The sequence below is a fragment of the Streptomyces sp. NPDC030995 genome (assembly GCF_055571215.1).
Window position 1 is genome coordinate 73,259 of record NZ_JBVIFS010000030.1, and the last position, 11,455, is coordinate 84,713.

General features: G+C 72.0%; 12 protein-coding genes. 3 read left to right on the forward strand and 9 right to left on the reverse strand.

Translation table 11 applies throughout. The features are described from left to right. Positions 1-38: 38 nt before the first annotated feature. The 3 genes from ACZ45T_RS31615 to ACZ45T_RS31625 all read right to left on the reverse strand — a co-directional run bounded on the left by ACZ45T_RS31615 (position 39) and on the right by ACZ45T_RS31625 (position 4,094). Positions 39-647 carry a hypothetical protein gene (locus ACZ45T_RS31615; protein WP_468447353.1) on the reverse strand — a complete coding sequence of 203 codons (609 nt, stop codon included), beginning with the start codon at positions 645-647 and terminating at the stop codon, positions 39-41. A 147-nt stretch (positions 648-794) separates the two neighbouring features. Next, positions 795-2,849: an RICIN domain-containing protein gene (locus ACZ45T_RS31620; RefSeq protein WP_468447355.1), complete on the reverse strand. Its 2,055-nt coding sequence runs from the start codon at positions 2,847-2,849 to the stop codon at positions 795-797. Between the two features lie 309 nt (positions 2,850-3,158). Then, positions 3,159-4,094 (reverse strand): aldo/keto reductase, encoded by a 936-nt coding sequence (locus ACZ45T_RS31625; RefSeq protein WP_468447357.1) that lies wholly within the window; start codon positions 4,092-4,094, stop codon positions 3,159-3,161. A gap of 88 nt (positions 4,095-4,182) precedes the next feature. Between ACZ45T_RS31625 and ACZ45T_RS31630 the strand changes: the two genes are divergently transcribed. Continuing rightward, complete coding sequence (locus ACZ45T_RS31630; protein WP_468447359.1) at positions 4,183-4,617, forward strand: MerR family transcriptional regulator; 435 nt, start codon at positions 4,183-4,185, stop codon at positions 4,615-4,617. Positions 4,618-4,701: 84 nt separating this feature from the next. Here ACZ45T_RS31630 and ACZ45T_RS31635 read toward each other — a convergent pair whose 3' ends face one another. The 5 genes from ACZ45T_RS31635 to ACZ45T_RS31655 all read right to left on the reverse strand — a co-directional run bounded on the left by ACZ45T_RS31635 (position 4,702) and on the right by ACZ45T_RS31655 (position 9,655). Next, entirely contained in the window at positions 4,702-5,595 is an 894-nt protein-coding gene (locus tag ACZ45T_RS31635; protein ID WP_468447361.1) for a sigma-70 family RNA polymerase sigma factor, read from the reverse strand. Positions 5,596-5,823: 228 nt separating this feature from the next. Next, positions 5,824-6,528: a DsbA family protein gene (locus ACZ45T_RS31640; RefSeq protein WP_468447363.1), complete on the reverse strand. Its 705-nt coding sequence runs from the start codon at positions 6,526-6,528 to the stop codon at positions 5,824-5,826. 82 nt (positions 6,529-6,610) lie between these two features. Beyond that, positions 6,611-7,378, reverse strand: coding sequence for a polysaccharide deacetylase family protein (locus ACZ45T_RS31645; protein ID WP_468447365.1), 768 nt, complete (start codon positions 7,376-7,378; stop codon positions 6,611-6,613). 154 nt (positions 7,379-7,532) lie between these two features. Then, positions 7,533-8,933, reverse strand: a complete 1,401-nt coding sequence (locus ACZ45T_RS31650; protein WP_468447367.1) for a sensor histidine kinase — start codon at positions 8,931-8,933, stop codon at positions 7,533-7,535. A 5-nt stretch (positions 8,934-8,938) separates the two neighbouring features. Beyond that, entirely contained in the window at positions 8,939-9,655 is a 717-nt protein-coding gene (locus ACZ45T_RS31655; protein ID WP_468447369.1) for a response regulator transcription factor, read from the reverse strand. Between the two features lie 314 nt (positions 9,656-9,969). On the opposite strand from ACZ45T_RS31655, the gene ACZ45T_RS31660 reads away from it, so the two are divergent. Together ACZ45T_RS31660 and ACZ45T_RS31665 are read left to right on the forward strand one after the other, a co-directional pair. Beyond that, complete coding sequence (locus ACZ45T_RS31660; protein WP_468447371.1) at positions 9,970-10,125, forward strand: hypothetical protein; 156 nt, start codon at positions 9,970-9,972, stop codon at positions 10,123-10,125. A gap of 2 nt (positions 10,126-10,127) precedes the next feature. Next, on the forward strand, positions 10,128-10,619 hold the full coding sequence (locus ACZ45T_RS31665) for an SRPBCC family protein (protein ID WP_468447373.1): 492 nt from the start codon (positions 10,128-10,130) through the stop codon (positions 10,617-10,619). Here the strand turns inward: ACZ45T_RS31665 and ACZ45T_RS31670 are convergent. Next, complete coding sequence (locus ACZ45T_RS31670; RefSeq protein ID WP_468447375.1) at positions 10,588-11,130, reverse strand: heme-binding beta-barrel domain-containing protein; 543 nt, start codon at positions 11,128-11,130, stop codon at positions 10,588-10,590. The genes ACZ45T_RS31665 and ACZ45T_RS31670 overlap by 32 nt on opposite strands. Between the last annotated feature and the right edge of the window lie 325 nt (positions 11,131-11,455).

Here is an 11,455-nt window from a genome sequence, read left to right on the forward strand (position 1 = left end):
CAAGATCCAGCGGCGGGGTTCCCGCCCGTTCCAGCCGGCTACTCGAGCCGGCCGCGACGCATCCGCCGACGGCGCAGCAGGAGACCGACGGCCGCTCCGGCCAGGGCGGTCACCGCCACGCCCGCCGTCGTCCACCACACGGCGTCACCCTCGGTGTCGCTCTCGGCGTCGGCATCCGGCACCTGCGCCGTGGACGCGGACGGGGCCGCGGCCGACGGAGCCGCAGGGGAAGGCGTGAGCGGAGCCGGGGCCGAGGCTGTCGGGGTGCCCGTGGCCGGGGTGCCGGTGGTCGGCGCCGGGTCCACCACGGGTACGCCGACTTCGAGTTCGCCGTGTCCGAGCGCCGGGAACCCCACGTCCACGCTGACCTTCCAGGAACCCGGTGGCAAGGTCTCGGCCGTGGTCCAGCCGGCGGGTGCCGCGGCGGGGTCGCGGACCAGCCGCCAGGGCCCCAGCGTGCGGGAGCCGTCGCCGCTGACCGCGTTCACGGTGGCGGCGACCGCCTCGTCGACGGCGTCCCCGTCGTTCTCCCAGGTGACGTCGGCGGTGACATGGCCCTGCCGCTGCCCGGTCACCACCACCTTCACGGTGTCGCCGTGGGCGTGGGCCGTGGCGGGGATCAGGAACATGAGGCCGAGTGCGGCCAAGGCGGCAGGGAAAGCGGTTCGTATGCGCATCGTCGGGGTGCTCCGGTCGAGGTGAGGGGGCCCGGCGGACGGCCGCGCGGGGCGGCCGTCCGCCGGGTGGGGTTCACTGCGTCAGGACGTCAGCAGTTCACGGCGGCGCGGTGGCGCTCAGCCGGCCTTCTGCACGGTCCAGACCTGCGCCGCGCGGCCGTCCGCACGCTGGAGGTCGAGCAGCCAGTACCCGTAGTAGGGGCGGTTGCTCACGGTGAGGGCGAAGGCGCCGCTGGGATCCGTGACGGTCACCGCGCCCCCGCGGGACGACAGCTTCCAGGCCTGCGCGCCGTTACTGCCGCAGGGCTGCTGCGCGATCCACATGCCCTCCGCGGGCGCGCCGCCCGGCTGCAGGCACTTGCCGGAGACCGCGGACCGGATGCGGACCTGGCCGCTGCCCGCGTCGTCGAAGAACCACTGCTGCTGGGCGTACCCGTTGGCGCGGCCCCCGACGAGCACCGTGCCGTCGGCGGTGCGCCCGCCCCACACCTCGGCGGCCATGCCGGTACTGCCGTTGCCGAGCGTGTACCGGGTGTTCGGGGTGGTCGCGCCACCGCCCGCCCCCGCCGTACGGAAGGTCGCGGCCTTGCCGGGTCCGCTGTCACGGCCGGCGCTGTCGCGCACCGAGACGGTGACCGTGTACGAGGTGTTGGGCTGGAGGTTGTAGATGCGGAGCATCTGGGACTGCACCCAGGTCAGGTGCTTGCCGTTGAGCAGGACCTGGTACCAGGCGGCGCCGTCGACCTTGGGCCAGCTCACCACGACGGAGTCCGACCGGATCTCGCCGGCCGTCGCGGCCGGGCCTCCCGTGGGCTTCTTCGTCGGGGTCGGCGTGGGCTTCTGCGTCGGGGTCGGGGTGGGGTTCGGGTTCGGACCGGGGTCGGTGCCGCCCTTCGTCTTCATCAGGAACTGGTTGTCGGCGATGTTCCAGTGCGTGGCCAGGTAACTTCCGGCCTTGGGACTGGTGTGGAAGTAGTCGTCGTGGTTGCAGTCCAGGATGTTCTCCGACGCCTGGTTGGTGCAGACGTTGCGCATCTGGGGGTAGTACGGGGTGTCCGAGTAGCACATGACGTCGAACTCGTCGGTGCAGTGGGCGCCGCGGCTGGTGTTCGGGGCGCTGTTGTTGACCGCCCCGAGGTTGTGGCCGAGCTCGTGTGCGGCGGTGTGGCCGCCCCAGCAGCCGGAGTCCGTACGGCCGTAGGACGGGCCGAAGTTGCTCTGGTTGGCCTGGCCGGGCCGCTCGTCGCCCGCGAAGGTCCCGATGCCGCAGTAGACCTGGGTGTCCGCGAAGATCATGTACTTGCGGTCGCGGCGGTCGAGGCCCTTGCCGGCGAGCGCGTTGTTGGTCGCGCTGAACTCGGCCAGCGCCGAGGCCGGGAGCTCGATGTTGAGCACCGTGGGGGTGCAGTCCGCTGCCGTCACGTAGCGGATGTGGCGGATCCCGCCGGTCTCCTGGGCGCTCGCCGCGTAGATGAGGTCGGCATCGGCCGCCCACTTGCGGAAGGAGGCGACGTACTCGGAGTAGCGGTCGCGGCCGGGAGCGTGGACGTACACGACCTGGACGCGGTTGCCGGTGCTGCCGTCGCCGTCGCACTGGACGGTCTGGCCCGCGGGGCCGGCGGCGACGCCCTGGCCGGCGGAGGCGGCGGCGGGCTCGGGCGCGGTGGCCTTGGTGGCCCCGGCGTCGGCGGCGGGCGCGTCCTGAGGACGCCCGCCGCCTTCCTTGGTGGCCGGGTCGTCGCTCGCGGGGCGGGCCGGATCGGCCGCCGGAGCGCTCTCCTTGACGGCGGGTGCGATCTCCTTGGTGATGTCGACGCCCTTGGGCGGGGCGTCGGGACCGTGGGTGCACAGCCCGGCGTCGGTGCGGTAGACGCCGACGCACTTGTCGCCCTTGGGCGCGACCGCGAGGCCGTCGTAGACCATGCCGCGCGCGCTCTCGTTGGCGGGCGCGGCCGCGATGGGCTCCGGCTCCTGGTCCCGGGCCGGCGCGGCGGCCGGGGCGGCGGCGTCCGCGGCCTGCGCGGGCGCCAACGCCTGGGCGCCGTCGCCGAGTCCGGAGTAGGCGATGCCTGCAGCGATCACCGCCGCCGTTGCCGTGGCGGCGGTGAGGAGTATCAACCGCCGGGGTCTGCGGCGGTGGTCGGTGGTACGCCGCCTGCGTCGTCCTGTCATGGGCACCTCAAATCCTTGTTGGATGACTGGGTGCGCGGAAGCCTGCCAGACGAATGCGGCGGAAAATTCGGACAAAGGGGGGCGCGCGACGAGAAATCATTCCGTTACCCGTTCACCTGATTTGACGAACACTCAATTCTCAATAAAACAAGGGCAGTTACGCGCGTTGCGCATCAATGGTCCAGGCCTTTTCGAGAGGGTTGTTATCAAATCGAGATATAGCGCGCAGGCTTATTGACGGGAATTCAGTCAGGAATTCACCTAATTACTACCTGCCGAATTGCCTCCGTCACGACCGGTGAGGATCCGTCAGGGCGAGTCCAGGATTTCCCGCTGTTCGGCCGTCAGCACCAGGTCCAGGGCATCGAGCGACTCGTCCAACTGGGCGACCGAACTCGCCCCGACGATCGGCGTCACGGCCCGCGCCCCGCCCAGCAGCCAGGCGAGTACGGCCTGCCCGGTGGTCGCGCCCGTCTGCGCCGACACCTCCCGCAGCGCCGCGAGTTGGGACGCTGTGCCGGGGTGGTCGAACTGCGCCGGAACCGGCTTGGCCGGATCGGTGTAGGCGCCCCCCAGGAGCGGACTGTAGGCGAGCAGTTCCAGGCCCGGCTCCTGGGCCACGTAGTCCAAGAGCTCGTCCGAGGCGTGCTCGCCGGCGCGGAAGTCGGCCCCCGGCCGCGGCCGGAGGTACGTGTACTGCTGCTGGACCCTGGTGTACCCGGCCAGCCCCAGCCGCTCGGCCAGCCGGCGGGCCCGCTCGATCCGCCAGGTGACCTGGTTGCTGACCCCGAGCTCCCCGACGGTGCCCTCCGCGACCAGCTCGCCGAGCGCGGTGACGGTCTCCTCGAGCGGCACCGACCGGTCCTCGATGTGCGCGTAGTAGAGGTCGATCCGGTCGGTGCCCAGCCGGTGCAGGCTGCCCTCGACGCCGGCCCGGACCGCCTTGGCCGACAAACCCTCGGCGCTGCCCGGCCATTCGCCGGGACCGGCCGGGCGGGCGCCGACCTTGGTGGCCAGTACGATCTCGTCCCGGTTGCCCCGGGCGGCCATCCAGCGGCCGATCAGCAGCTCGCTCTCGTCGCCGGTTGCGCCGTCCATCCAGAAGCTGTAGCAGTTGGCCGTGTCGAGGAAGCGGCCACCGCGTTCGTGGTAGCGGTCCAGCACGGCGAAGGCGGTGGACTCCGCGACCCTGGTCCCGAACAGCATGGTGCCCAGGCAGATTTCACGCGTGGTGGGGTTGGACATGGTTCCTCCCGAGGGGTTGTGACGATGTCGTCGCAAGGGAGAGATTTCCGTCTGGAGCGCGGTCCAGGTCAAGGGGATCATGGTGGTCATGACGACTGCCGACCACTTGACCCCCACCCGGCTACAGCCCCAGGCCCAGCTCCAGACCCTGACTCCCGCCCAGGCCGTGGCGGAGTCCGGCTTCAGCCTGGACACACTGCGCTACTACGAACGCGTCGGCCTGCTGAGCGGAGTCGAGCGCGCCGGAAGCGGCCACCGCCGCTACACCCGCGCGGACATGGAATGGCTCGGCGTGCTGCGCTGTCTGCGCGACACCGGCATGCCCATCGCCGACATGCGGCGCTTCGCCGAGCTCGTACGGGCCGGCGACCACACCTTCGCGGCCCGGCTGACCGCGCTGGAGACCCACGACGAGCAGCTGGAGGAGCACATCGCCGACCTGAGGCAACGCCAGCGGACCATCCGGGCCAAGATCGACTTCTATCGGGCCGCGCTCGACCGCCCGGCTCCCGCGCCGCAGTAGGGCGGGAGCCGGCCGGAGTGCGGATGGCGGTCGGAGTGCGGGTGGCTGCCGGAGCGTGGGCGGCTGCCGGAGCGCGGGCGGGGCTCAGCCCTCGACGGAGCTCAGGCCGAGACGCGCGAGGCGCTCCGGGTCGGTCAGGATGTCGAGTGCGGTGATCCTGCCGTCCTGGACGGTGAACGCCATGACGGACACGGCCCGGCCCTCCGCCATCGCCACCACCCCCGGGATCCCGTTGACCAGTACCGGACGCGCGGCTTCGGCGATCCGGGCGAAGGTGATCGCCTGGGAGGCGACGGCGGCCGCGCCGCGGCGGATCAAGCTCGGGCGCAGCGTGCCCCCGTCGGAGCGTGCCACGACCTCGGGGTCGAGGATGGAGACGAGCGCGTCGAAGTCCCCGCTGCGCGAGGCCGCGAGGAAGGCGTCGACCACCGTACGCAGGCGGGCCCGGTCGGCGTCCGGAGCGGGCGCCGCGCCCTGGACGCGGCGCCGGGCGCGGCTGGCGAGCTGCCGGGTCGTTGCGGCGCTGCGCCCGAGGGCGGGGGCGATCTCCTCGAAGGGCACGGCGAACAGGTCGTGCAGGACGAAGGCCAGGCGCTCGGCGGGGGAGAGGGTCTCCAGGACGACCATCAGGGCGAGACCGACCGAGTCGGCCAGGAGCGTCTGCTGCTCGGGGTCCAGACCGTCCGCGCGGCTGACGACCGGATCGGGAAGGCGGACCTGCCCGTCCTCGTCGTGCAGCGGATCCTCGCGCCGCGTGGTGCGCGAGCGCAGCATGTCCAGGCAGACCCGGCCGACCACGGTGGTCAGCCAGCCGCCCAGGTTCTCCACCGCGGCGGCATCGGAGCGGCTCAGCTTGAGCCAGGCCTCCTGTACGGCGTCCTCCGACTCGCTGAGCGATCCCAGCATCCGGTAGGCCACCGCCCGCAGATGGGGACGGTGCTCCTCGAAACGCCCGGCCAACAGCTCTGTCCCGCTCACCTGTCGCATCCCCCTGTCCTGATCGTCAGTCCAGAAACGGACGATAGTCGACACCCGGCGTAACGACCCGCATCCCGACAGGAGTTGGACCGGGTACGCCTGATCCCCGGCCGAGTCGGCCGGGGATCAGGGAGGCGTCGGGGCTCAGAGGCCCAGGTCGGTGAAGAACCGGCGTGTTCATGGTGGCGCGTGCGGTCGGACTCTGCCCGGGCCGCCCGCGCCGGGGTCTCACTCCGTCGACTGGGCCGTCTTCCTGAGGTGCCGGTAGAGGCGGCTGCGGTCGGTGTAGAGGCCTTGGCTGCTCGTCGGCACCACGGTTCCGTTGATCGCCATGGTGGGGGTGCCCTTGACGGCTGAGCGGCTGAGCGCCTCGTCGGACGCCTCGACGAACTCCCGGTGCTTCGTCTCCAGCACGGCCGCGTCGAACTCCGGGCCGCGCAGGCCCTCGATCAGGACGGCCAGGGCCAGCAGCCGGTCCCGCGTGAAGCCGCCGCCCTTCCGCGCGCTCGCCTGATGGCGGTAGAGCACGTCGTGGTACTCGGCGAACCTGCCCCGGTCCAGGGCGGCGCGCAGCGCGTTCACGGCGTGCTTCGACCCCGGGCCGAGGAAGGACCCCAGGGTGAACTGCAGCTGCAGTGCGCCGTTGCGGGCCGCCCGCTTCAGGTACGGGCCGGTGCCCTCCCTCTCGAACTCCTCACAGGCCGGGCAGCTCGGGTCCTCGTACAGGCGGACCGCGAGCGCGGCGCTCGGGTCGCCGAGGACGATCGTGGTGCCGTCGGAGGCCAGTGACTCCGGGGCCGCCGGCAGGTCGGCGCTCGCCGACACGTCGAGCGGGTCGCCCTTCCCGTCCCGCCCCGTGCACGCGCTGACGGACGACGCGGCGGTGATGGCCGCGGCCGCGACCAGGAAGCCGCGTCTGGATCTGACCTGCATGGATGTCCCCTCCCACATGACGAACAGGGAGACAGTACGCGGGTCGCGAGGCGCGGCACGCACGGGGAGGGGAGGCCGGCCGTCACCGCCGTGCGGGTGCTCCCGTGAGGAACCGGCGCAGGTCGATGATCTCGTACTCCTCCGCCAGGGCGGCGTCGATGATCAGGGGGAGGGCCTCGGCGTCGAGGACGATGCCGTCGCCGGTGCTGCCGACGTGCATCTGGAGGATCGCTCCGGGGGTGAGGGCGTCGACGGCCCGCTCGACCGCCTTCTCCACGCTCATGCCGCCCTCCGGGCCGACGTACCCCTTGGTGTCGGCGGTGAACTCGATCGCCGCGTAGCCCAGGTCGTTGATGTCGGCGACGGACCCCGTGCTGGTGGAGCTGTAGGGGAAGCGGAAGAACGGCAGGGGCTCGGCCCCGGACGCCGTACGGATCGCCGCGTCGGCCCGCCGTACCTCCTCCGCCCGCTCCGCGGTGCTGAGGTCGTCGAAGTAGGGGTGGCTGTACGAGTGGTTGCCGAGGCCGTGCGAGGCGGCCATGGCGCGCACCGCGGAAGGGTGGGCTTCGGCGAACTCGCCGGTCGGGAAGAAGGTGGCGGACAGCTTCCGCCGGCGCAGTTCGGCCAGCACGGTGTCGATCCCGGCCTCGTCCCAGGCGGCGTTGAAGGTGAGCGCCACGACGCGCCGGGACGTGGGCAGCCGCCGGATCTCAGTGCCCAGGAGCGAGGCCGGCGGCCGCGGGCCGGCCTGCGCGCTACCTCGCCGCGGCGCCGCCGCCGCGCCGGAGCAGGGCACGAGCCCCGCGGCCACCAGCGCCGCCAGGGCAGCGCGCCGTCCCACATCCACCATCGTCACTCCCTCGGGCAGGGCGCCGCCGTTGCGGGCCTGCCACGACTATGCGGGGGCGGGGGACCGGAGCACCCGCAGCACCTGCCGGGCAGCCGGGTGATGTCACCCCGCGCACCCCGTACGCGCGGACCCGGCCCGACCGACAAGACACCCCCTACGGCGTGAACCGCGGTATGCCGACCGGCTCTTGGGGCAGCGTCCGCTCGGCGGGAATGTCCGCGGAGGCGATCAGACCGTGCGGAACGGCGTCGGCCAGCGTCAGCCGCCCCCCGCCGGCCTCCAGCAGCGCGGTGGCGATCGCCAGCCCCAGGCCCGAGCCCTCCCGGTCGGCGGGCTGGGCGCCCCGCCAGTACCTGTGCCGGGCGTTGTCCCGGTCCTGCGGCGGAAGGCCGGGGCCCTCGTCCTCCACCGCTATGCGGACCCAGCCGTCGTCCGACGAGGTACGGATCACGATCCGGCCCTCGGCCGGGGAGAATCCCAGCGCGTTGTCGAGGAGTACGTCCAGTACCTGGTCCAGGGCGCCGGGCAGGGCCCGGCCCACCACCCGGTCGCCGGTGACCGCGAGCGTCACGTCCTTCTCCTCGGCCGCGTGGGACCAGGCGCGGGCGCGCTGCTCCACCACGTCGCGCACGTTGACGGCGATGGTGCCCGACGCCGATTCCGCCCCCTGGGCCAGCTGGAGGAGCTCGTCGAGGATGCGCCCCAGCCGGGCCGTCTCCTCCAGTGCCAGCGCCATGGCGCGTTGGCCGTCGGCGGGGACGACCGCCTCGAGTGCCTGCACCCGCAGGCTCAACGCGGCGAGCGGATTGCGTATCTGGTGGGAGACGTTGGCGACGAAACCGCGCTGGGCCTCCAGCAGGGCCACCAGGCGCTGGGTCATCTCGTTGATGCCCTCGGCCAACTCCCGTACCTCCGCGGGCCCGTCGTCGGTGGCCGCGCGGACGCCGTACCGGCCCTTGGTGATCTGCCGGACGGCCGCGTGCAGCCGCAGCACCGGCAGGACGCTCCAGCGGGCCAGCGGGATCGCGGCCAGCGCGCTGGCTGCCAGTCCGGCGACCGCGATCCCGAGCAGGAGGGCGGCCTGGGCGGCCATCCGGTCGCGCAGCGAACCCATGGGGGCCACCACGGCGACCGCGCCGAGCCGCTCGGGGCCGTGCGTCAGGGGCGCGGCGACCATGAGGGGTTCGCCGGTGGTGTTGAACGGATAGTCCAGCGGCGCGGTGCGTTCGCCGGCCAGGGCCCGGTCGAGGGCGTCCTGCCAGTCTCCGGCCGGGTGCAGTTCCTTGGCGCCCGCGTAGACCCGGCGCCCCGAGGCGTCGAAGACCCAGACGGCCGCATCGGGATGGGAGGCCTCGTACGCGGACACCGGTTGCTGCCAGGACAGGGCCGCCGTGTCACCGGAGATCCGGGCGGCGAGGACCTCGGCCTCGTCGGTCTGCGCGAAGACGGCGTGGTGGAACTCGTTCATCGCCAGGTTGAAGCCGAGCGGGATCTCCAGCACCACCAGCAGTACGGCGGTCAGGGTGAGGTAGGTGACCAGCAGTCTGCGGCGCATCCGCGCTACCCCTGTTCGGCGGGCGGGCAGAGCCGGAAGCCGACCCCGCGGATGTTCTCGATCCAGCCGTGCGCGCCGAGTTTGCGCCGGAGGGTGCCGACATGGACGTCAAGGGTGCGGGTGGAGCCGAACCAGTTCTCGTCCCACACCCGCGCCACGATCGCTTCCCTCGTGTGGACGGCCTGGGTGTCCTCCACGAGCATGGCCAGCAGGTCGAACTCCTTGCGGGTCAGCTGCAGATCGCGGCCGTGCAGTGCGGCGGCCCGTTGTTTGCGGTCGATCCGCAGCGGACCGGCCTCGGTCGCCACGCCGGCCCTGGCCGTCTCTCCGTGGCAGGCGGGATCGTGCCCGTCGGGCGCCATGTGGCAGCGGCAGGTGCGGCGGGAGACCGCCTCGATCCGGGCGATCAGCTCGTGCAGCGAGTACGGCTTGACGACGTAGTCGTCCGCGCCCATGTGCAGGCCCATGACCCGGTCGATCTCCTCCGACCGGGCGGTCACCGCGATGATCGGCACCGCCGAGCGCTCCCGGATCCGCTTGCAGACCTGGAGTCCGTCCAGGTCCGGTAACCCCAGGTCCAGCAGGATGAATTCGGCCTCCTCGGCCCGGGTCAGGGCCTGTCTGCCGTCCGCGGCCTCGAGTACCTCATGACCGCGCTGGCGCAGTGCGGTCCCCAGGGCATCGCGGACGTGTGCGTCGTCCTCGACCACCAGAATGCGCATTGGTCCCCCCATGTGACTGACGTCTCCGGGCCACCCTAGTGCTGTGGCCGGAAAGGTTCACCGGGTCACGGCCCCCGGCACGGCACCTCGCCGCGTTGTCGGACCGCGCTGGTACGTCCAGTACGAGCTACGGTCCTCCGCCTTGCGAGGTACCGCACCGGACGCCGTGCCCCGGCAAACCTTTCCGGCCACAGCACTAGCGGTCACGGCAACCCATGTTTCCGGAACCCCCGGGGGGTATCAATCCAACTCTTGCAGTCCACTTGAACATCACCTGCCGGTCTGCTGAACACTCCGTTTCTAGCGTCGAAGACGTGCTTCGAGCCTCTCTTTCCACCGAGCCGCCACGTCCGGCCGAGGGACACCCCCGTGGCGTCCTGCCGTCCCTCGGCCGGGCGCTGGCCCACCAGCGCCCTCCCGTCCTGCCGGCGGACGAGATCCACGCCGAGCCGGGCACGAAGGAGGGTTAGCCGTGCGGGAGGAAACCGTGGTGGTCAGTACGGAGATCGCCGCCACCCCGAGCACCGTCTACCGGCTGATCACGGACTTCGGTCGCTGGCCGCAGTTCATCGCCGAGACCAGGGCCCCCGCCGTCGCGCCGGGGACCGCGGACCGCGGCGCGACGTTCCGGGCCTGGAACCGCAACGGCCCGCTGATCTGGCGCACCACGTCCCGGATCCTCGTCGCCGAGCCCGCACGCTGCTTCGCCTTCAAGGTCACCCTGTTCGGCCGGCCCATGGCGGTCTGGCGCTACGACATCACCGCCACGCCCCACGGCTGCCGCGTCACCGAATCCACCCGCGACCAGCGCGAGCGCGTGCTGCGTACGCTGACCCCGCTCACCACCGGAGTCTGGGACCGCCAGGCCCACAACCGGCGCAACATGGAAGCCACCCTGACCCGGCTCCGCGCGCTCGCCGAGGGCGACGCCTTCAGGACGGGCGCAGCCGCAGACGGGTCGTGAGGTGGTGCTGCAGGGGCTGTCCCACCGCCGCCATGTCGTGAACGACCGTCATCTCCCCGGCCCTGACGGTGTAGTGGCGCCGGGTGCCGGTGACCTCCTTGGCCAGCGGGGTCAGCGACACGTCCTTGGTCTCGATCTCGAAATCCGTACCGGACACCCGCCCGACGTACGTCTCGACGATGCCGGTGGGGTGGGCGAGCACGACCTCCAGCGAGGCGTCGGGAGTGACCCGCCACCACCCGGCCTCACGGCTCGCCGGCCGCAGCGGGGCCCCGGACTCGTCGATCAGCCACGCCCGTGCCTCGTAACGGAGGAAGGGGCGGCCGTCGTGGCTGAAGGTGAGCTCCTGCTCGTACCGGAAGTCCTTCTCCAGCGTCGGGTACTGGCCCTGGCCCCGACCGTGCCAGCGCCCCAGCAGGGGCAGCACGGGCCCCAGCAGCGGGTGCGGTTCGGGACCTTCGCCCAGGACGTGGCTGTCGGGGTAGGGATTTTCCTGCACGGACTCGAACATCTACACCCTGCCTGTCTGCGTACCCACGGGGTCCGCAGTCTAGGGGGTGTCTTGTCGATCAGGCCGGGCTCGCGACGCCTGCCACGCACGCTCGCCGCGTTGTCGTCACTCGCCGACGCTCCGCGTCGACTCCTCCCCCTGCCTTCGGCGGGGGGACCCCCACCTCCGCCTTGCGAGCGCACGCGTCAGACGCCGCTCCCTGACCCGGCCTGATCGACAAGACACCCCCCTACTGATCTTTTCGTAAGTTCAGTGGGTGTGGTGGGTGGATGGTCAGGCCGGTGTGGGCGAGGAAGGACCATGGCAGTTGTGGGTTGTGGTTGAT

What these genes read in the sequence shown, in the direction of transcription:
- ACZ45T_RS31620 (WP_468447355.1), bottom strand. Translation starts at nt 2,849, where the DNA reads ATGACAGGACGACGCAGGCGGCGTACCACCGACCACCGCCGCAGACCC.
- ACZ45T_RS31625 (WP_468447357.1), bottom strand. Translation starts at nt 4,094, where the DNA reads ATGTCCAACCCCACCACGCGTGAAATCTGCCTGGGCACCATGCTGTTC.
- ACZ45T_RS31630 (WP_468447359.1), top strand. Translation starts at nt 4,183, where the DNA reads ATGACGACTGCCGACCACTTGACCCCCACCCGGCTACAGCCCCAGGCC.
- ACZ45T_RS31640 (WP_468447363.1), bottom strand. Translation starts at nt 6,528, where the DNA reads ATGCAGGTCAGATCCAGACGCGGCTTCCTGGTCGCGGCCGCGGCCATC.
- ACZ45T_RS31645 (WP_468447365.1), bottom strand. Translation starts at nt 7,378, where the DNA reads ATGGTGGATGTGGGACGGCGCGCTGCCCTGGCGGCGCTGGTGGCCGCG.
- ACZ45T_RS31650 (WP_468447367.1), bottom strand. Translation starts at nt 8,933, where the DNA reads ATGCGCCGCAGACTGCTGGTCACCTACCTCACCCTGACCGCCGTACTG.
- ACZ45T_RS31655 (WP_468447369.1), bottom strand. Translation starts at nt 9,655, where the DNA reads ATGCGCATTCTGGTGGTCGAGGACGACGCACACGTCCGCGATGCCCTG.
- ACZ45T_RS31670 (WP_468447375.1), bottom strand. Translation starts at nt 11,130, where the DNA reads ATGTTCGAGTCCGTGCAGGAAAATCCCTACCCCGACAGCCACGTCCTG.